The organism is Thalassotalea sp. 273M-4, assembly GCF_041410465.1.
GTDB classification, from domain to species: domain Bacteria; phylum Pseudomonadota; class Gammaproteobacteria; order Enterobacterales; family Alteromonadaceae; genus Thalassotalea_A; species Thalassotalea_A aquiviva.
This window is the reverse complement of the sequence record NZ_CP166961.1, coordinates 2,087,795-2,106,522: the sequence shown is the minus strand read 5'-3', so window position 1 is coordinate 2,106,522 and position 18,728 is coordinate 2,087,795. Positions and strand designations below refer to the sequence as shown.

The window sequence follows — 18,728 nt, the reverse complement described above, 5'->3', positions numbered from 1 at the left end:
TCATAACGGCACGCTCCTAAAGAGCCTAGTGGGAAAACTGTAGCTGCCGACTAATAATTAGTCGTTGGGTTTAATAAGTATTGTTTTTTATCCATAACTAGGAGCTTTCTCCTGTATAGTTATAAAACGATCCATTGGGTCGATATTAAATTGTTAGGCAATCAATAGGTCTGTTTGAATTTTTTAGGAAAAATAGCATTGAGCAATGAATGGGACGAATATGCTGAGGGGTGGGATGTTGATGCCTCGGTACGAGAATATGCCAATAACGCATTTGACGAACTTACTAATATTACCGAGCTTGATGGGCTGTCTGTCTTTGACTTTGGTTGTGGTACTGGTACGCTTACCCAGCTTCTTAGTCCAAGAGTAAAAGACATCGTTGCTCTTGATGGTTCATCCGAAATGATAAATATCCTGAACAAGAAACATCTAAGTAATGTATCGACTATCTCTGACTTTTTGACTCAAGATTTGATTGATAACCATCCTCGCTTAACCACTCAATTTGACTTAATCGTGGCATCATCAGTGTGTGGCTTTTTATCCGATTACGAAACGAGCCTCGGCTTGTTAAAGTCTCTTTTAAAGAACGGCGGCATATTTATACAGTGGGACTGGTTGTCCAATGATGCCTCATCTGAGCCGGGATTGTCTGAAAGTAGGGTGTTACGTGCGCTCAAAGAAAATGAATTCATTGATATTGAAATCAAAAAGCCATTTAAAATGAATAGTTCAAAAGGCACTATGACAGTGTTAATGGGTGTTGGTAAAAAACCCTAGCAAGGCTGTCGTGCAAAGTGGCCTGGAAACGAGAGATTATCCCATTTAAAAGCTTACACTATCGGCGCTATTTTCTCATTTCATCTATGGCTCAAAATGACACTAAACAGCTATACAAATAAAGGGGATGAATTGATTATTCATCCCCTTTTCCTTTTATATGTGTTTCCAGATTTAGCCTTTTATATTAACGACATAGCGGCCAACTACCTGACCTGCAAAAAATTTGCTCAAGTACTCTGGCACTTGCGCTAAGCTGATTTCCTCTGAAAACTGTTCGAGGTTTGGCAACTTCATATCGGTAGCAACGCGCTGCCAAATGGCTTGTTTGTCACTTAGTGGGATCATCACCGAGTCAACACCTAATAAAGACACGCCTCTTGTGATAAATGGGAACACATTTAATTTAAAAAATGGTGAGGAAGCTAAGCCACACGCAGACACCGCGCCACCGGGCTTAATGCACTTGATCATATTGGCAAGAAAGTCACCGCCAAGGGTGTCAATACCGTGCGCCCATAAGGGTTTGCCCATGGGTTTATCGTTTACTTCATTGATGACATCGCGGTGCAATACTTGTGTTGCCCCTAACGATTTTAAGTGTTGATGTTGCGATTCTTTACCGGAAAAAGCGATCACTTCATAACCTAATTGATGCAAAATAGCGATACTGACGCTACCAACACCACCTGTTGCACCACTAACGGCAACAGGGCCATCGCTTGGCGATGCGCCAAGTTTTTCTAACTTTTGCACACATAAAGCGGCGGTAATACCGCCAGTTCCGTAAATCATCGACTCTTTCAAGGTTAATGTATCAGGGCACTTTACCGCCCAATCAGCCGGTATGCAGATGCGTTCTGCTAAGCCACCAGAGGTGTTCATGCCTAAGTCGTAACCAAATACCACGACTTTATCGCCCTGTGAAAACGTGCCTGATTTGTCACTTATCACCACGCCTGCAGCGTCTATCCCAGGGGTATGAGGGTACTCTTTGGTGATGCCGCGATTACCATTAGCAGACATTGCATCTTTAAAATTTAATGAAGAATAGTGGACATCAATGAGAAGATCATTGTCTGGCAACAAAGACATTGGCTTGGCTGTAATAGACTGAGTAAAGGTATTGTCATTTTGTTCTTCAACCCAAAGGGCTTTGAAGGTGTTTTCAACGTTCATTAAAACTCCAGAAATGTTTGTATCACAGAAGATAAAACCAATATAGGCCACATCAATTAAGGTGCTTTGATACCGTGATTTTTAAAATATAAGCAAAAAAGACAGGGGCCTAGCCTGATTGCGAGTGTTTTTAAATCATAGCAAAGGCTTGAAAAGCTCGCGAACCCGTTTGAGATATTTATGCGCTAGCGCAAACTATTGAAGAGCAACGTGCTTTTCATCCACCGAGTCACGCAGATGACGAGGTATTGTTGATTAAATAAACAAGCAAATATTGATGTTATAGCCAATGGCGTCTAATGACTATTCAAGGTTTGGTTGAGCATAGGTTGTTTACTCATCACCTTGGCTTATGGCACAGTAAGGGTGGTGTAAAATATTTGTTACCAAGGTGTTTTTGTGTCTATGGTTGGTGGTAAATGAAATAAGGTAACCTCTATGCTGAAAAATAAGAACGTGTTGGCACTGATCATTTTTACAATTGGCCTATTACTAGCGATGTTTGTTAATGCTTTTGTTGCAAAAAACTGGCTTGAACAATCTCTGGTGTACCAGGTGTATGAAAATCCTCAAGGTGTATTAAGCTATAAATACAAAGGCAAAGAGTTACCTGTTACTGATGTTATTCCTTATCAGGATTCCAAGCTCAATCAACAAAATTTAAATCGCTTAAACGGTGAACCGCCAAAAGTAGAGCAATGGGTGATAAATAAAGACAATCAATATGTGTTGCTCAAACCGGCTTTTCATTTTGGTTTGTGGTCGTTATTACCCGCCTTTATCACCATCGCGCTGTGTTTACTAACTCGAGAACCTTTAACCTCATTATTGGCAGGGATTGTTGTTGGCGCTTTGATGCTAGCACAGTATGATTTATTAAATACCGTGCTTATTCCAAACCTAGCGCAAGAAGGGACTATCGCTATATTGGTACTTTATCTCTGGCTTTTGGGCGGTTTATTAGGTATTTGGTCTAAAACTGGCGCTGCACAAGCATTTGCTACGTTTATGGCAACCCATTTTGTCAAAGGGCGACGCTCTGCCAAACTTGTTTCTTGGTTTCTCGGGGTGATGTTTTTTCAAGGGGGGACTATGAGCACAGTGCTGGTTGGTACGACAGTAAGACCACTGGCCGATAAGGCTAAAGTCAGCCATGAAGAGATGAGTTATATTGTTGACTCGACCGCATCCCCCATTGCCTCGGTATTAGCTTTTAATGCTTGGCCGGCCTACGTACAAGCCCTGATATTTGTTCCCGGGGTGACCTTTTTAGCGACAGAGGCCGATCGTTTGGCGTTTTTTTTTAGCAGCATCCCTTTTAGTTTTTATGGCATTTTAGCCGTATTAGGGACCTTATTGCTGAGTATGAATATTATGACTTTTTCGGGGCAGCGGATTCGAGCAGCCCATCACCGTACATTGACCACAGGTCAGTTAGATGCCCCCGATGCACAGCCCTTAAGTGCCAAGGAATTACACCATTGCGATCCGCCAAAAGATTATCAACCTCATGTGTTAGAGTTTTTATTGCCTCTGGTAAGCTTAATAGCCATTGCCGTGTTGACCTTTGTTTATATGGGCACCCCCATGGTTAATTGGGCCTTTGGTTTTGCATTACTGCTTTCGGCCGTGATCGCTTTGGCTAAGGGGATGACCTTATTGAATCTAATAGAAGGTTTTAGCAATGGCTTAAAAGGGGTGGTTTTTGCATCGGTGATATTAATGCTGGCGGTGATCATTGGCAGTATCAGTAAAGAAATTGGCGGGGGGCTGTTTCTGGTATCTGCGTTAGGCGAAACTCTGCCGTTTTGGCTCTTACCCATTATATTGCAGTTGATCACCATGATCATTGCGTTTTCCACCGGCACCAGTTGGGGAACCTACGCCATTGCCTTTCCGCTTGCCTTACCTTTAGCTTGGGCAGTCAGTCAAAGCCAAGCTCTCGCGAATCCAGAATTGTATATGATGGTATGTTTTGCCACGGTATTAAATGGCAGTGTATATGGCGATCAATGCTCACCTATATCAGACACCACCATTTTAAGTTCAATGACCACCGGCTGTGATTTAATGGATCATGTAAAATCGCAATTATTTCCAGCAACTTTGGCGGCTTCGCTAGCCGCGGTGTTATGGACAGTAACCGTCATACTGTTTGCCTAAAACCTTAAATATGGTTTTGGTAGTTAACCAAGTAAAAAATACAATCTTGGTTTGCAATCGCTTTAACCTTGGTTGCCATAAAAATATTTAAATTCACTTTGGCGACAATCTGATTACCGCGTAAGCTAAAAAACTGATCAATCAAGTTATTGCCATTTTTATCAACCAGTTGCAAATTATTCAAGCCAAGCTCATCAACCCAACCAATGTGTCTGTTTTGTTTTAGCATAGAAAAATTAAATTGCTCAATTTCATCAATTAGGGTGACGCCGCTTCGCCCAAGATCAGAGTCACTAAAATGTAGGTCACAGCCCGGTTTGAGCTGAAGTCGCAGAGGCTCCAAATACAATTCGACGTTGCGAATAAAATGGCATTGACTGATATCATCATAGTTCGCAAGACAATGTAGCCCCTCAAGAGCGATTAGGTGAGATTCTTTATCATTGGAACCGCCACATTCTATGGTGATGGTTTGACAATTAAAATCTTGCTCCATTAAAGCGCCTAATTTTATTTCAGATAGGATCAAAGATTCACAAAAAAGCGAGGCATAAGACAGCGCCAGTTCGGTTTTTTCGACGGCAACAGCGAAGGGGGGACCCAGACCCGATGTGTTGTGAATATCAAAAACGGCCTCGGGTTTTACGGCCTCAATTGCCGCCTTAATTAAGTTGGCGCGCTGATAATACCCTGTATTATTTGGGCTTGAAAAGCAGCGGTTTAAATCTTTACCATCAGGTAAAAAACGATGGCTAAAGTAAGGCTTGGTGAGTGCGACTTCGGGGGAGCAAACAATAAACCTTAAGTTAGTCACGGGTCGTTGAGACCTTGACATTTGGCTTAAGAATTGATGCATAGCAATGAGACCTGAAGGTTCATTGCCATGGATTAGTGTGGTAATAACTCGGGTTCTACCTTGGTCTTTTCCCGAAATATCAATCACCACAGGGCCACTGATTGACAGTAAAAACTGCAAATGATCTGACTTAAGTTCAAAACTGGTTGGATTTTGTAAATAATTAAGTTCAGAAAAATCTATTGCCATGGTTTTCTCCACTTCGAAACTGGCATTCCGGACATACTATTTGCAAGGTACAGGCTCAACATTTTTTGACAGGCACTGGCTTTATGTAAATGTTGTTCAAATTCGGTTAATGTTTTTTTCTGCCAGATAGCCCCGGTAATTCGCTGCTCTAGGCGACTTTCGATGATGCCAATATATAAATCAATCTCCAGTCGGTTTACCCCCATTTTTTCTAACCCTTGTTTCGCCAAAGGGATAAAGTGAGCGATGACGTCGACGATTGGCGTTGGCTCAGGTTTATATTTATTTAACAATGGCCACAAAATGTTGGCATCAAGACCAAATTGGGCACTGCGGTAAAAATTATATTCGGCAAAACGAAAGGGCATCATGGCCAGATAATCTTCAACATGATCGCTCATACCTTGAGCCAAACCAATGGCAAAAGCGGCATTGGCTAACATATCCACATGGGTAGGACCGGCGGGAATGGCGCGAAACTCTATTCTGACATGCCCTTTACCGTGATGGTCATAAACCGGTCGATGCCAAGGCCACAGGGTACCTATGTGCAAATTTAATGCCTCGAGTTTAGGCAAACCCGTGCCGTTATAAGGTTGACCTAAATCGGCCAAAATGGGTTTGTGAAGCGCGACTGCTTCGGCAAACAATTCCCAAACACTATGTCTTAACCAGCCAAAGCCAAAACTCACCCGAGTTGGTTGAGGTAAATTGGCGTCAAAACGATTACGTATATCTAAAGATTGCTTAAATAACGCGATACGGGTTTCATCCCACAGGCGATTACCAAGTAATATCGGCGAGTTGGCACCAATGGCCGTTACCAAAGGCAAGGTCAGTTGGGCGGCATTAAAGGTATGACAAAATTGCTCAAAAGGCGTCATCATATGGACTTGAAATGACGTATTTGCCCCTTCAGCACAGATATCATTAACCACAAAGTCGACCGGCTCTTCACCGTCGATGTTAATATGAAAACCACTTGGATTATGCTGATATAAATGATTCGCCAAAGAGTGATATCGAGGTAAATCGGTCATACAAGTTTTGCTTAAATGACGGGTATCTAAGGTTGGCAAAATACCAATAGGAATAACATTTACATTTTGCTGATCAGCGGTGTTTCGCAGTTGGGCTATTTTACGGTCCATTTCGGCTTTCAATGCTGAAAAAGGAGCACCCGTTGCTGGAACCGCCGATAAATTTAATTCCAAATTATATTGATTCAATTCGGGTTGAAATTGCGGATCATTGAGGCGCTCAAGCAAAGATTGGTTAGACAAACTCGCCTGACCTTGGTCATTGACTAAATACAACTCCAACTCAGCACCGAGTTTAAGTTCACCTTGGCCAAAAGTAGGCTGTTTTAAAATGGATTTAAACTGTTCCAGTTGAGCATAAAGCGCTTGTTCAAATTTTTTAAAGTCGTCCGCATTATATTCAACTTTACTAACATTTCGGCCCATAAGTTTACCTTAAAGGTCGCATCAAGATGCGACGATTTTTTAATAGAGTCGTTTTAATTTAAGTTGATTAATTGTCATACAGCAATACTGCACCTAAGTTGGCAATCTAGGTTTGATTTGAGTCAATGAGTTGTAAGCAATCTGTTAAGTGATGGCAGGTATGGTAAAGCTTTATTTACGCGTGGTTTACGATTGGGTAAAAAGTGGTTTAAGGGCAACGTTTGCTGGTAATTTTTAGCAACCGTTATGGGAGCCATGTCTTGCTGGTAGAGGAAAAATTCACTCGCTTAAGGTAGGAAGTAAGCACCACAACATCAAGTCGAGGTGCTTAACAATAGAACAGCCAGCAGAATTAAAAATTATATTTTATAAACCGGCAGGTCAAAGCTTTCAAGTTTTAATCCAAGCATCAGCAATTGACCTTGATAAGCACTTTCACCGTCACTGCTAAACTCAACTTGAAATTGACTGCGAAGATGTGGCCCTAATCGCGGGTTAAATCGCAATCGCGTTTTAACCCGAGCAATGGCTATAAATTGTAAATTCAATTGCTCGCAATGCTGTTGTGCTTGTTTTCTGGCATGTTCGGCAATATTACGTAAATGGTATAAATACCAAAGGCCTAAACAGACCCCGAGTAAAATATAAATATCAGATAAAATCATAATTGTTATTTATTGCCTTTTACGTGGCTAAATAATTGACCAATCATCTTGCTGAGTGCTTCTGAGCGTTGCTCATTTCGTAAACATTGCAACAGGGTTGGTCTTACTTGCGGGATGGCGATCATATCTTGAAAAATACCGGCAAAGAGCTCGAAATCATCTGTCGCTGCAATTTTTTCTAAAAATATCATCAGCATGTCGCTGTGGGTGAAAGCTGACCAGCATCGACCGCACAAGGTGATAAATAAGTTTAGGTCATTGAGTTTACTGTTAAGAACAAGGTTAATAAAATCACGGGTTTTTGGGTGATCTGCGTGGCCAGATAAGGCGCGCAAAATATTCGCTAAATAGGCAATGTCTGGCGCCGCTTTTTTGAGCTCTTGTTGGCCTAATTGCAACAGGCGTTCAATGAGAGGATAAGATAACTTATGATTTTCTAAGGCACTGGCTAATGGGGCAAAAACTTGTGGGGGCAATTTGTCTAAGGCGGCAATTAAGTGCGCTTCATTGTCTTTTTGCTCGGTTCGAGCCGCAAAGTCGCTGATCCCTTGAATTGCTACACCTTGCCATGAGTCAAAGCCAATTTTACCCGCAAAATATAATTGCGCGTGCTCATAAAACTGTGAAGCACTTTGCTTTAAATCGCGTTTGATAATGCTGTTTAATGACGCCAATTTATATTGTGATGGGGTAAAGTTATACGGGTTACTTTTTAGCAACTCTTCTTGTTTGGCACTAGGGTCTTGGCTTAAATCGTTGCCTAAAGCTTCCAAAATAATGGCAATAAAATGGTTACGGGCGGCTTGATTTAATAGACCGCGCTCGTCTAAAGGCATTTTTACAAACCAAATATAAGGAGCCAGTGATTGCTTTTGCCAAAACACTACGGCTAACATAGCATGCCCTTGAATGGGAAAGGGGTAGGGCTGCATGGCTTGTTCAATAAGTTTGAACTGCTCTTTAGGTATTTTGCTGACCGTACGGCCCAAATCAAAAATGCGATAAGAAGAATCGGAAAGTTGTAAAAGTTCAGAAATGGTAGCTATAGAATTCATAATCGCCAGTAATTGCCAAGGGGTTGTTGCGAAAGCCTAAGAGACAAAGTCAGCTCAGGACTAAACTTATATGGCGCATTATACTTAATTGAGTAAAATATGCGACTGGGTTTTGGTGCCCAAAACGTGCTAATTCGTTGAGTATGTCATCATTAAATGCTAAGTTTCTTCGCTTTTACATTGTGGCCTAATATTATCGCCATTGAATAGTTACTTTTTTGAATACGATTTAGAGAGTTTTATGCAAAAACCGCAAACGATAATGACCCTATTAAATGCGCTCGAACAAGAGTTGAAAAACTTAGGGTTATGGCAGCAAGAGGGGATCGACGAGGATTTATTACAATCAACGCAACCGTTTTGTATTGATACCTTATCGTTTGAACAGTGGTTGCAATTTGTCTTTTTAACAAAAATGCATCAAATGATTGAGGCAAACCAAGCGCTGCCCAATAATATAGCCATTTGTCCAATGGCTGAAGAAAGCTTTAAGTCATTAGGCCAAAACGCAAGTGATTTAATCAATATCATTGGCGATATTGACCAATGTTTAAGTGGAAAACGAGAGCAGACTCTTTATGTCAGACCAGCAAAATAGCGATTCAGTTAAAGCGCCAGCAGAAGCCGTCGATGATCTTTCTATTGACGAAGCGCAAGAAGGCTATGGGCCGTTAACCATATTGTATCAAGATGAGTACTTAGTCGCGGTTAATAAACCCAGTGGTTTATTTGTCCATCGCTCGTTTATGGATAAACACGAAACTCAGTTTGCTTTGCAAATGGTGCGTGATCAAGTAGGGCAATATGTCTATCCATTGCACCGGCTTGACCGTCCAACGTCTGGGGTCTTATTGTTTGCCCTTGATGCGGATACAGCTCGCCTGATGGGACAAGCGTTTACCGACAAGTTCATCAAAAAAACCTACTTGGCCATTTGCCGGGGACACCTTAGTGGACAAGGCGAAATCGATCATCCATTAAAAGAAAAGCTGGATAAATTGGGCGACAAATACGTTGACCCAAATAAAGAGCCACAACATGCAATCACCGATTATCAGGCGTTGGCTCACGTTACCTTACCATACGCCGTCGGAAAATACCCAAGTGTGCGTTACTCTTTGGTAAAACTGTTTCCTCATACGGGTCGTCGACACCAAATTAGACGTCACTTAGCTCACCTTCGTCACCCGATTATTGGTGATGTGAATTATGGCGATAATAAACAAAACCCATTTTTTGCCGAACATTTTGGTTATCGAAGACTGATGTTGCACGCTTATCAGGTAGGTTTTACTCACCCTCATACCAACCAATTATTATCTATCACTGCGCCATTAGATAATCAATGGCAGGATTTATTTAGCCAGTTTCATTGGTCATTACGGCCTAGTGTTGGTAATTTAATCAGTTAAATAATGCTTGAAAAAACCAATGTATTTATAGGTTTACAAAGGGCTGTATGAAAACTGTACATTTTTTTATTTAAATGCTTGCTATGTGAAAGCAAAAGATATACCCTGACGACAGCTTTACATGCAATACCTTTATATCGATTTTTTTACGTTCCGAAAAACGCACCTACATCTCGACATAATAAGTAAAACATTGAATAAGCTAAGAACCCCAAAAGATCTGGGGGAGCCCACTTTAATTTGTAACAAAATATTTAGGAAAAATTATGTCTGATACACGTAGCGGTCAAGTAAAATGGTTTAACGATGAGAAAGGTTTCGGTTTTATCGAGCAATCTGAAGGTCCTGATGTATTCGTTCACTACCGTGCAATCCAAGGCACAGGTCGTCGTACTTTAACTGACGGTCAACAAGTTGAGTTTGAAGTAGTTCAAGGTCAAAAAGGTCCTCAAGCAGAGAACGTAAAACCGTTATAATTTAACAGTTTTAATAAAAGAGCCGGCTTATAGCCGGCTTTTTTTATGCCAATTTTTAGCGACGTTGAATGTATTCTATCGCTTTCATCTTGTGGTAAGTCACTTGGTGATATGGGATTTGGACAGGATTGGGATCTACAATTTCGATATCTATTTGGTTGTTAACGGCCGTCCTTAAAGCCATTTGTGTGATGTTGACGCTAAATGAGGTGCCCATAAAGATCATTCTATCCGCTTTCATCATCCGTTCCTGAGCTTCACTAATACGGTATAGGTCAGTGTAATACTCATCAAATAACAATACATAAGGTTTATAAGAATGATTGAGCTTAGGTTGATGATTTGCGATTTTGAACATGCTCAATAAAGAATCAGACAGGTTGCCTTCATCGACCTGATCCCAGGGTGTTTGCATCGTGCTAACGGGATCACCTTGATGATGAAATAAGGTCATTTGATCAAGCCGGCCATGAATAGCGATGTAGCTTCGATTTCCCGCTTTACCATCAAGACCATCAATGTTTTGGGTGATCAGGTTTTTGTCAGCAAGCCAGTAGTGCACATCGTTTGGGCCATGATTACGATAGGTGGCAAAACGATGATAATACCAACGCAGGAACTGCTCTGGATTGTTCTCATACATAGAACGAGTAGCCATCTCCATCGGGGTGTAATTTTTTGAACCAATAGTCCAATAACCATCCTCACCGCGAAAAGTTGGGATCCCACTTTCGCTGCTTACTCCTGCACCGGTAATATAAAGCGTATTTTCCATTTAACATCTCAATTTTAAAATCGTTAAGCCCACTATAACCGCGTGAGAAAAGGGTGTAAAATGCCGCCATTGATTAATGACACCCAAAATTTTATGTTTGAATTAAAATATCACACCCCTATTGAATGGGCTCATACTGCTGTTGAAGACTTTGATGCGTTTTTACAAGATCATGCCGCAGCAGAAAAAAAAGCATCAGGAATGGCTATGTCGATGCTTTCACATTACCCAGATCGTAAATCGCTGGTACGCGCAATGACCGACTTGGCCATTGAAGAGTTAATTCACTTTAAGCAAGTATTAAAGTTACTCACAAAGCGTAATGTGACTTTAGGTAATGATCAAAAAGATGAATATATTCAACAGATCAGACAAATGTTTCGTCGAGGCTCGGATGTCTTTTTTCTTGACCGTTTGCTCGTCGCCGGTGTGATAGAAGCACGCGGACATGAACGTTTTAGCTTGATTGCTCAAGTACTGCCAGCAGGCAAAGAAAAAGACTTTTATGTCGCCATTGCAAAATCTGAAGAAAAACACAAAAACCTCTTTGTCGAGTTGGCTCTTGAGTATTTTGACCAACAAACGGTATACAGTCGCCTGGAAGAAATTTTAGATGAAGAAGCGAAGATTTGTGCCGCACTGCCGTTTCGCGCAGCATTACACTAAATCTTTTGGTGCTAGTATTTGCGACTAAGCTTATTTACATAGGCAAGGTAAGATTTAAGCCAACTCGGTGACCTTAGGATAACAAGAAACATGTCAAAGCATTTGGAAAAATACCTGCACACGTATGCCGAAGCAGAAGTGAATGGTCTAAGTGGTTTAACCTTTGCTAAGCGCTATCAACGGGTGTTGGTGATCCCTGCGTTCGATGAAAGCCCAGACTTTTTGCAGCGCTTGTTGTTTTCCAATTTTGAGCATTTGTCGGTGCTGCTTATTTTAGTAAATAATCAGCCCGATGATCACGTAGATTGCAGTAAGCAAAAACAGCTTTATCAATTTTTACTCAATAACAAAAGTAAACATCAGCATCACAAAAATTTGACCCTGTTGTCCTTCCCATTTTGTCAACATGACATATTGCACGTAAATCGATATAACACCCCTATTGAAAAAGAGAAAGGGGTGGGCTTGGCTCGAAAAATTGGTGCAGATTTAGCGTTATCGCTTATTTGCCAATCAATCATTGCTGATCGCTGGATTTATTCCAGTGACGCTGATGCAACGTTACCGGCTAATTATTTCTCAGCTTTGCCACATTTGCCTAATACAGCCGTCGCCGCGTGCTTTGACTTTTATCATCACAGCCCACAACAAGACATTCACCAAGCGAATGCGATATATGAAAAGGCACTGCGCTATTATGTTAAAGGTCTTGAATATGCGGGTAGCCACTATGCCTTTTTTACCATTGGTAGTACCTTAGCCTTTGATCATCAATCTTATGCGATGGCCAGAGGTTTTCCGACTCGCTCGGCTGGTGAAGATTTTTATTTATTAAATAAAGTTGCCAAACTTGGGCAGGTGCATTTTATTGACAGCGTGCAAATTAAAATCGATGCACGTACATCAAATCGAGTACCATTTGGCACCGGTCCGGCGGTAAAAGAGATCATGGACTTACATGCCAATGGCGAGGAATATTGCTATTACCATCCGCAATTATTTGAGCAACTAAAACTGGTGCTTGACCAAAGCGCAACGTTAGCCCATTGTCGCGACGATATAACCGCTTGGCTTACAAGCTTACCTGAAAGTAGCGCCCAGGCATTAACAGATATTGGCTTTATAAAATTCATTGAAAAAAATCGAACATCGAAGCCGACGCAATTTGACAAACAATGGGCGGTTTGGTTTGACGCCTTTAAAACCTTACGCTTTTTGCATCAATTACGTCAATATGAATTTCCTAATGTGCCATTAGCACAAGGCATTAGTATGGCGAGCTTTAACATTTAACCCGGTCTTTTGGGTCAAATCCCTTTAGCTTTGACCCTATTTTCTTTACACTGACAACACATTTGGTTGATGAGTTTATTTATGTCTGCAGTTGCAAAGGCGTTCGCTAATAATGGGGTTTTAGCACAACATATTACTGGGTTTAAACCTCGACAAGCCCAATTAGAGATGGCGCTGGAGGTTGAACAAACCATTGCCAAGCAGCAGCAACTTATTGTTGAAGCCGGTACCGGTACCGGTAAAACATTTGCCTATTTGATCCCCGCGTTACAAAGTGGCAAGAAAGTCATAGTGTCTACCGGAACTAAAAACCTGCAAGAGCAACTGTTCCATAAAGATTTACCCTTGGTCAAAAAAGCCTTAAAAAGTGGCTATACCCTAGCTTTGCTTAAAGGCCGTTCCAATTATTTATGTACCTTTAGGTTAAATGAGAATTTTAATAGCTCGCAGGACAGACGTCATAAAGTTGGGGCGACTTTAGACGCCAATACCTTACAAGATTTAGTGAAGGTCAGGCAATGGGCAAGTAGCACTCAAAGTGGTGATATTGGTGAACTGACCAATGTCGCGGAAGAGTCGCCCATTTTTGCCAAAATAACGTCAACCAGTGATAACTGTTTAGGTCGTAGTTGCCCTGATTACAAGGATTGCTACTTAGTCAAAGCTCGAGAGCGAGCGGTAGAGGCCGATTTAGTGGTGGTTAACCATCATTTGTTTTTTGCTGATATGGCGCTTAAAGATACGGGTTTTGCCGAACTGATTCCCAATGCTGAAGTGGTGATTTTTGATGAAGCCCATCAAATCAGTAACGTTGCCAGTGAATATTTTGGCGATTCTTTTTCCACTCGCCAAATTCTGGATTTAGCCAGTGATGCATTGCAGCAATACCGCCTAACCTTAACCGATGTGAAACAACTTGGGGTGGCAGCCGAAAAATTACAAACCAGTGCTGCCGATTTTAGAATGCTATTTCCTTATGATCCCGAGCGTGGCAATTGGCGACAAAAGCTTGTTAGCGATCATGTACGTTCTGCTTTTGCCCAATTACATGCCAATTTAAAGTTTTTATACGATGTCTTAAAACTGTGTATTTCGCGCAACGAGGTCATTGATAATTGCTTCGAGCGAGCATCGCAATTACTGACCAAATATCAAGTAATGACTAATGTCGAACAACTTGGGGTGAGTTTATGGTATGAAACCACTCGTCGTCATGTGGTGTTGCATCAGACTCCGATTTCTATTGCCGATAAATTTAGCCAACACATCAGTCACAGCGATGCAGCCTGGATTTTTACCTCGGCAACATTAGCGGTCAATGAAAGTTTTGAGCATTATTGTCAAGACTTGGGGTTGCACGATGCCAGCCAATTATTATTGGCAAGTCCATTTGATTATCTCAAACAGTCTAAATTATTGGTGCCTCGCTACTTACCTCAAGCCAATGATTTTAATCGAGCTAAGGCGTTGGTCAATATTGCGATCCCTTTGATTAAAGCAAGTGGTGGTAGTTGTTTTTTATTGTTTACTTCTTATCGGGTGATGAACCAAGTGGCGGAGTTATTAGCCAATGAGGTGGACAATACCTTATTGGTACAGGGGCAAATGGCCAAAAGTGTGTTACTTGATACCTTTGTCAATGAACCCGAGTCGATTCTGCTCGCTACCGCCAGTTTTTGGGAAGGGGTCGATGTTCGTGGCGATAAGCTGACCTGTGTATTGATTGATAAATTGCCGTTTAGCTCGCCAGATGATCCGCTTTTACAAGCGAAAAGCGAAGATATAAAACGCCAAGGAGGCGATCCATTTAGCCAAATTCAATTACCCGATGCGGTTATCGCATTAAAACAAGGGGTCGGACGATTAATTCGAGATGTCAGCGACAAAGGCGTGTTGGCCATTTGTGATTCGCGTTTGGTTAACCGTCCCTACGGACAAGTGTTTTTAACCAGTTTACCTGATATGCAACGCACCCGAGACATAAACAAAGCGGTGAATTTCTTAACCGCCATTAAGCAATCTAACCTCTAAGCTAGGCATTGTTTTAACAGCCAACGACTCGATTAAAAAGCGTTAATCCTGATTTTTCTTTGACGCCAGTACGGCAATTAAAAGAACGATAAATACTACGCCCACACCAGCAATGGTTGCCCAAGTCATGACTTCCCCTTTGTTTGTCTTTTCGCTCATTCTTTGTTAAAAAAAACTGCTATTGTTTTATCTTATTAACTCTGTGTTTTATTGAACTTTTTAATTTTTAAATTATTATTACCAAAGAGCGTCAACAGCTTAGGGTGGGCTATTGACGCTTTGCTTTGATTAAATTTTGATTAGTTGTTCTTTCTCTTCATGAGATAATGAATCAATGGTCGCAATGGTTAAAGTATCAGCAGATTGTTGAGCAATATTTTGATCAAGAGATATATCTACTCTTTCAGGTAAGCTATACATAGCTCCTGTTGCTGGATCTACGATTAGCATACCGATAAGTCCACCGACTAAAATATTACCAAAATACCAGCCATCTACAGTACTTGTTAGAGTATAATTTTTATCAGAATAACCATCTTTTTTAACAATAACGGTATAAGTTTCACCTTTAAAAAAGCCGGCCGAAGATTTTAGTGTTACTGTCGAAGGTGTCACGCCACTTTCTACTTTTTGACCTGAACGGTTAGTAATTACAAAAGCAGACCCCTCAGGGACACTGTTAATTGCAACTGCGTATTCAGATTTACTAACGATACTAGAACATCCAGATAAAATGGTCATTGATAAAGTTAATGCTAAAAGTTTCTTTTTCATTATTTTTTCCTTAAATTTAGATTTAGTCCCATATTGAACTTTCACACACAGAGCTAACTTATTTAGATAAAGTATTTCATAATGCCTAGCATCACTGGTATTGGAAAGTATACTGACTACTCACATCCCATTGCATGCACATAATTAAAGATTCACTTCTTTAAAAACACGTTTGACTTACTTTACTTGTGATCATTATTAATGATCACTAAAGTTGTTATATGCATACTTAAAATATCATAAGTTGATATTTTTCAATAGCTTATTTTTTTAATGATTTTATTTTTCTCTTTCTATGAATTTTCCAACTGCAGCCACCACCATTATTGATCCCTCATGTCAGTTTAAAATTTAAGGTGTGTAAATATTTACGTGTGTCATCGTAAATGTTCCTTGATATAATGTTTTCATAGCGTCAGAAAGTAACCAAGAGGTTGCTTTTGATAATGTTTTAAATAAAGAGAGAATTATTTTGAATTTATTGGCCATAGATGCTTCTACCGAAGCTTGCTCTGTTGCATTGGAATTTAAGGGTAAAACATACACTCGATACGAGTTTAGTCCGCAATCGCACAGTATTTTATTACTTCCTATGGTCGATGAAGTACTCGCCGAAGCTGGGGTTACACTGAATCAATTAGACGGTTTAGTTTACGGTCGTGGCCCAGGTAGTTTTACGGGGGTACGCATTGGTATTGGTGTTGCTCAAGGCCTAGCTTACTCTGCTAATTTACCCGTGGTTGGGGTATCTACATTGCAAGCAATGGCGCAACAAGCTTTAGAGCTACATGGTCATGCGAGTGTGGTGTCGGCTATCGATGCTAGAATGGCTGAAATATACTGTGGCGTGTTTATGGCAGATGCAAACAAAGTGATGCAACCTTTTAAAGCGGAGGCGGTGATAGCGCCAACTAATTTAGATCAATACCTAGCGGCTGATATTACAGATTTGTCGCTATTGCACGGTGTTGGCAGTGCTTGGAAAGCCTATTCCACTGAGCTTGCTAAAGTGTCTAAGATTGATGTTCTAGAAGATATTGAATTTCCGGTGGCAAAAGCGATGTTAAAAATTGCCAAAGCAGAATTTGACCAAGGCAAAGCCGTGTCGGCAGAAAAAGCAGAACCGGTTTATTTACGAGATACCGTGACCTGGAAAAAGTTGCCTGGACGTTAGGCAACATCTGCCGATATTGAGCCATTGCGAGGATAATTTTCACCATCCTTATTTGCCTATGCGCAAGCGGCAAAAAGAGACAATAATAAAAACCACACACAAGGCAAAAGCATGTTAAAACAGGCATTACAAAAGCCAAGGGTACAATTTTTGCTGCTCCTATTTTGTGCATTTTTACTAAAACAAGTGCCATATATAGGTGTTGGTTTGCAATGGCTTGAAACTTTTTTTCATGAAATAAGCCATGGTCTGGCCGCTATTTTTACCGGTGGACGTATTCTCCAAATAGAGCTCTATCCTAACGGTGGTGGCTTATGCACCACCCTCGGTGGCTCAGCGATGATTACCGCTTTTAGCGGCTATGCTGGCGCCGTCGGCTGGGGTTGCTTATTGTTTTTGCTTGCAACAGGCATTGAAAAGTACAGTCATTGGCTAAGTTACGCTTTGCTTTTGCTGTTAGCCATGACATCCATTTTGTGGGTAAGAGATATTTTTACGTTAATGATCTGTTTAGTACTAATGGGGTTGTTTTACAGCACAACATGGCTATCCAGTTCACAGTTTTTACCTGTGGTGTTTAAAATATTTGCCTTAACCGTGTTGTTAAATGCACTTGAAAGCCCCTTAGTTTTGTTTGATGGTCAAGCTATTGGTGATGGCGCCGCATTATCGAGTCTTACTTTTATTCCAGAATTTGTTTGGATTATCATTTGGACGTTATTGGCTTTATTTACCCTGTTTTGGTTATCTGGACTGGGTAAACGTAACAAGGGTGTGGTGAGTAAACACAAAGGCAAGTAGATGCGAGAACTTACTTATCATTTGGGCAGCACAACCATATGTGGTTTAGCCATTGGCGATGAGCGTAAACCCGTCGTGTTATGCTTACACGGCTGGTTAGATAATGCAGCAAGCTTTATCCCATTATTTGAGCAGATAAAAGCGACAACATCCTTGTTAGAGCAATATCAGTTTATTGCCATCGACTGGCCAGGGCATGGTTTGTCGTCGCACCGCAGTGTTGATGCACATTATCATTTTGTCGATTGGTGCTGGGATCTGTTGCAATTACTTGAATCCCAACATTGGCAGCAAGTCTCCTTGATTGGCCACTCAATGGGGGGCATGGTGGCAAGTTTATTTACCTCAGCGTTTAACGACAGAGTGAATAAACTGGTTTTAATCGAGTCCATAGGCTTAATCACCTTAACCGAATCACCAAGTGAGTTGTTGCGTCAAGGGCTACAAAGTCGATTAAAGAGTGGGCAAAAACAGCTCAGAGTGCATACCAGTGTTGAGTCGGCGGTTAGAGCGCGGATGAATGTGTCAGACCTGCCAAATCATTGTGCTCAGTTAATTGTTGAGCGTGGACTGCAAAGCGTTAAACAGGGCTATTGTTGGCGCTCAGATCCAAGATTAAAAGAACTATCGCCTCAGCGTTATCCATTAAAGCAAGCCGTTCAAGTTATGACGAATATCCACCGTCCAGTACACTTAATTTTTGGTGATAACGGCTTTGATATGGTACAGGCTGGTATTAAGCTCTTTTCCCCACTTATCAGTGACTTCCAGCAAACTCGAGTCACTGGCGGCCATCACCCGCAAATGGAAAACCCCGTTGCTTGTACCGACATTATTGCGCGCTTTTTGCTCACTTAGTTTGGCTTACCCGTTTAAAATCTTGCAATTGAGCAAATTTATGAAAAGATAGAGGCAATTTGATTTACATCAATATTGCTTTTAGGTGCTATCGTCTTAATGCTTTTTTAAC

19 protein-coding genes are annotated in these 18,728 nt (G+C 41.1%); 11 read left to right on the top strand and 8 right to left on the bottom strand.

Features of this window, described 5'->3' with window-relative positions; genetic code table 11:
• Positions 1–198 precede the first annotated feature (198 nt).
• Positions 199–783, top strand: a complete 585-nt coding sequence (locus ACAY00_RS09540; RefSeq protein WP_371372834.1) for a class I SAM-dependent methyltransferase — start codon at positions 199–201, stop codon at positions 781–783.
• Positions 784–957: 174 nt separating this feature from the next.
• Here ACAY00_RS09540 and ACAY00_RS09535 read toward each other — a convergent pair whose 3' ends face one another.
• Positions 958–1,962: a YhdH/YhfP family quinone oxidoreductase gene (locus ACAY00_RS09535; protein WP_371372832.1), complete on the bottom strand. Its 1,005-nt coding sequence runs from the start codon at positions 1,960–1,962 to the stop codon at positions 958–960.
• Positions 1,963–2,400: 438 nt separating this feature from the next.
• On the opposite strand from ACAY00_RS09535, the gene ACAY00_RS09530 reads away from it, so the two are divergent.
• On the top strand, positions 2,401–4,125 hold the full coding sequence (locus ACAY00_RS09530; RefSeq protein ID WP_371372830.1) for a Na+/H+ antiporter NhaC family protein: 1,725 nt from the start codon (positions 2,401–2,403) through the stop codon (positions 4,123–4,125).
• Between the two features lie 4 nt (positions 4,126–4,129).
• On the opposite strand, the gene ACAY00_RS09525 is transcribed toward ACAY00_RS09530, so the two are convergent.
• From ACAY00_RS09525 to ACAY00_RS09510, 4 genes are all read right to left on the bottom strand, one after another.
• Positions 4,130–5,170: a succinylglutamate desuccinylase/aspartoacylase family protein gene (locus ACAY00_RS09525; RefSeq protein ID WP_371372828.1), complete on the bottom strand. Its 1,041-nt coding sequence runs from the start codon at positions 5,168–5,170 to the stop codon at positions 4,130–4,132.
• Entirely contained in the window at positions 5,161–6,636 is a 1,476-nt protein-coding gene (locus ACAY00_RS09520; protein WP_371372826.1) for a hypothetical protein, read from the bottom strand. The genes ACAY00_RS09525 and ACAY00_RS09520 overlap by 10 nt, the downstream gene beginning before the upstream one ends.
• 359 nt (positions 6,637–6,995) lie before the next feature.
• Positions 6,996–7,301 (bottom strand): DUF3301 domain-containing protein, encoded by a 306-nt coding sequence (locus tag ACAY00_RS09515; protein ID WP_371372824.1) that lies wholly within the window; start codon positions 7,299–7,301, stop codon positions 6,996–6,998.
• 5 nt (positions 7,302–7,306) lie between these two features.
• On the bottom strand, positions 7,307–8,356 hold the full coding sequence (locus ACAY00_RS09510; RefSeq protein WP_371372822.1) for a DUF3549 family protein: 1,050 nt from the start codon (positions 8,354–8,356) through the stop codon (positions 7,307–7,309).
• A gap of 241 nt (positions 8,357–8,597) precedes the next feature.
• On the opposite strand from ACAY00_RS09510, the gene ACAY00_RS09505 reads away from it, so the two are divergent.
• The 3 genes from ACAY00_RS09505 to ACAY00_RS09495 all read left to right on the top strand — a co-directional run bounded on the left by ACAY00_RS09505 (position 8,598) and on the right by ACAY00_RS09495 (position 10,244).
• Positions 8,598–8,954, top strand: coding sequence for a YqcC family protein (locus ACAY00_RS09505; RefSeq protein ID WP_371372820.1), 357 nt, complete (start codon positions 8,598–8,600; stop codon positions 8,952–8,954).
• Entirely contained in the window at positions 8,935–9,768 is an 834-nt protein-coding gene (truC, locus tag ACAY00_RS09500) for a tRNA pseudouridine(65) synthase TruC (RefSeq protein ID WP_371372818.1), read from the top strand. Before ACAY00_RS09505 ends, truC begins: the two co-directional genes overlap by 20 nt.
• A 266-nt stretch (positions 9,769–10,034) precedes the next feature.
• A complete protein-coding gene (locus ACAY00_RS09495) occupies positions 10,035–10,244 on the top strand; it encodes a cold-shock protein (protein WP_371372816.1) in 210 nt (69 codons plus the stop codon).
• 55 nt (positions 10,245–10,299) lie between these two features.
• Here ACAY00_RS09495 and ACAY00_RS09490 read toward each other — a convergent pair whose 3' ends face one another.
• The gene (locus ACAY00_RS09490) at positions 10,300–11,019 is read right to left on the bottom strand and encodes an NAD-dependent deacetylase (RefSeq protein WP_371372814.1); all 720 of its coding nucleotides are present in this window, start codon (positions 11,017–11,019) and stop codon (positions 10,300–10,302) included.
• A 93-nt stretch (positions 11,020–11,112) separates the two neighbouring features.
• Here ACAY00_RS09490 and ACAY00_RS09485 point away from each other — a divergent pair, with 93 nt between their 5' ends.
• The 3 genes from ACAY00_RS09485 to ACAY00_RS09475 all read left to right on the top strand — a co-directional run bounded on the left by ACAY00_RS09485 (position 11,113) and on the right by ACAY00_RS09475 (position 15,009).
• Positions 11,113–11,685, top strand: a complete 573-nt coding sequence (locus tag ACAY00_RS09485) for a tRNA-(ms[2]io[6]A)-hydroxylase (protein ID WP_371379667.1) — start codon at positions 11,113–11,115, stop codon at positions 11,683–11,685.
• 90 nt (positions 11,686–11,775) lie between these two features.
• Positions 11,776–12,978: a hypothetical protein gene (locus ACAY00_RS09480; protein ID WP_371372812.1), complete on the top strand. Its 1,203-nt coding sequence runs from the start codon at positions 11,776–11,778 to the stop codon at positions 12,976–12,978.
• Between the two features lie 81 nt (positions 12,979–13,059).
• Entirely contained in the window at positions 13,060–15,009 is a 1,950-nt protein-coding gene (locus tag ACAY00_RS09475; protein ID WP_371372810.1) for an ATP-dependent DNA helicase, read from the top strand.
• Between the two features lie 42 nt (positions 15,010–15,051).
• Here the strand turns inward: ACAY00_RS09475 and ACAY00_RS09470 are convergent, their stop codons facing one another.
• Both ACAY00_RS09470 and ACAY00_RS09465 read right to left on the bottom strand, forming a co-directional pair.
• Complete coding sequence (locus tag ACAY00_RS09470) at positions 15,052–15,168, bottom strand: LPXTG cell wall anchor domain-containing protein (RefSeq protein ID WP_371372808.1); 117 nt, start codon at positions 15,166–15,168, stop codon at positions 15,052–15,054.
• A 129-nt stretch (positions 15,169–15,297) separates the two neighbouring features.
• The gene (locus ACAY00_RS09465; RefSeq protein ID WP_371372806.1) at positions 15,298–15,783 is read right to left on the bottom strand and encodes a hypothetical protein; all 486 of its coding nucleotides are present in this window, start codon (positions 15,781–15,783) and stop codon (positions 15,298–15,300) included.
• Between the two features lie 472 nt (positions 15,784–16,255).
• On the opposite strand from ACAY00_RS09465, the gene tsaB reads away from it, so the two are divergent.
• The 3 genes from tsaB (at position 16,256) to ACAY00_RS09450 (ending at position 18,616) form a co-directional block, all read left to right on the top strand.
• Positions 16,256–16,957 carry a tRNA (adenosine(37)-N6)-threonylcarbamoyltransferase complex dimerization subunit type 1 TsaB gene (tsaB, locus tag ACAY00_RS09460; RefSeq protein WP_371372804.1) on the top strand — a complete coding sequence of 234 codons (702 nt, stop codon included), beginning with the start codon at positions 16,256–16,258 and terminating at the stop codon, positions 16,955–16,957.
• Positions 16,958–17,068: 111 nt separating this feature from the next.
• A complete protein-coding gene (locus ACAY00_RS09455) occupies positions 17,069–17,758 on the top strand; it encodes a M50 family metallopeptidase (protein WP_371372802.1) in 690 nt (229 codons plus the stop codon).
• Positions 17,759–18,616, top strand: coding sequence for an alpha/beta fold hydrolase (locus tag ACAY00_RS09450; RefSeq protein WP_371372800.1), 858 nt, complete (start codon positions 17,759–17,761; stop codon positions 18,614–18,616).
• Positions 18,617–18,728 lie beyond the last annotated feature (112 nt).

Coding starts and splice junctions, on each gene's coding strand:
- ACAY00_RS09535 (WP_371372832.1), bottom strand. CDS start 1,962: ATGAACGTTGAAAACACCTTCAAAGCCCTTTGGGTTGAAGAACAAAAT.
- ACAY00_RS09530 (WP_371372830.1), top strand. CDS start 2,401: ATGCTGAAAAATAAGAACGTGTTGGCACTGATCATTTTTACAATTGGC.
- ACAY00_RS09525 (WP_371372828.1), bottom strand. CDS start 5,170: ATGGCAATAGATTTTTCTGAACTTAATTATTTACAAAATCCAACCAGT.
- ACAY00_RS09520 (WP_371372826.1), bottom strand. CDS start 6,636: ATGGGCCGAAATGTTAGTAAAGTTGAATATAATGCGGACGACTTTAAA.
- ACAY00_RS09515 (WP_371372824.1), bottom strand. CDS start 7,301: ATGATTTTATCTGATATTTATATTTTACTCGGGGTCTGTTTAGGCCTT.
- ACAY00_RS09510 (WP_371372822.1), bottom strand. CDS start 8,356: ATGAATTCTATAGCTACCATTTCTGAACTTTTACAACTTTCCGATTCT.
- ACAY00_RS09505 (WP_371372820.1), top strand. CDS start 8,598: ATGCAAAAACCGCAAACGATAATGACCCTATTAAATGCGCTCGAACAA.
- truC (WP_371372818.1), top strand. CDS start 8,935: ATGTCAGACCAGCAAAATAGCGATTCAGTTAAAGCGCCAGCAGAAGCC.
- ACAY00_RS09495 (WP_371372816.1), top strand. CDS start 10,035: ATGTCTGATACACGTAGCGGTCAAGTAAAATGGTTTAACGATGAGAAA.
- ACAY00_RS09490 (WP_371372814.1), bottom strand. CDS start 11,019: ATGGAAAATACGCTTTATATTACCGGTGCAGGAGTAAGCAGCGAAAGT.
- ACAY00_RS09485 (WP_371379667.1), top strand. CDS start 11,113: ATGTTTGAATTAAAATATCACACCCCTATTGAATGGGCTCATACTGCT.
- ACAY00_RS09480 (WP_371372812.1), top strand. CDS start 11,776: ATGTCAAAGCATTTGGAAAAATACCTGCACACGTATGCCGAAGCAGAA.
- ACAY00_RS09475 (WP_371372810.1), top strand. CDS start 13,060: ATGTCTGCAGTTGCAAAGGCGTTCGCTAATAATGGGGTTTTAGCACAA.
- ACAY00_RS09470 (WP_371372808.1), bottom strand. CDS start 15,168: ATGAGCGAAAAGACAAACAAAGGGGAAGTCATGACTTGGGCAACCATT.
- ACAY00_RS09465 (WP_371372806.1), bottom strand. CDS start 15,783: ATGAAAAAGAAACTTTTAGCATTAACTTTATCAATGACCATTTTATCT.
- ACAY00_RS09455 (WP_371372802.1), top strand. CDS start 17,069: ATGTTAAAACAGGCATTACAAAAGCCAAGGGTACAATTTTTGCTGCTC.
- ACAY00_RS09450 (WP_371372800.1), top strand. CDS start 17,759: ATGCGAGAACTTACTTATCATTTGGGCAGCACAACCATATGTGGTTTA.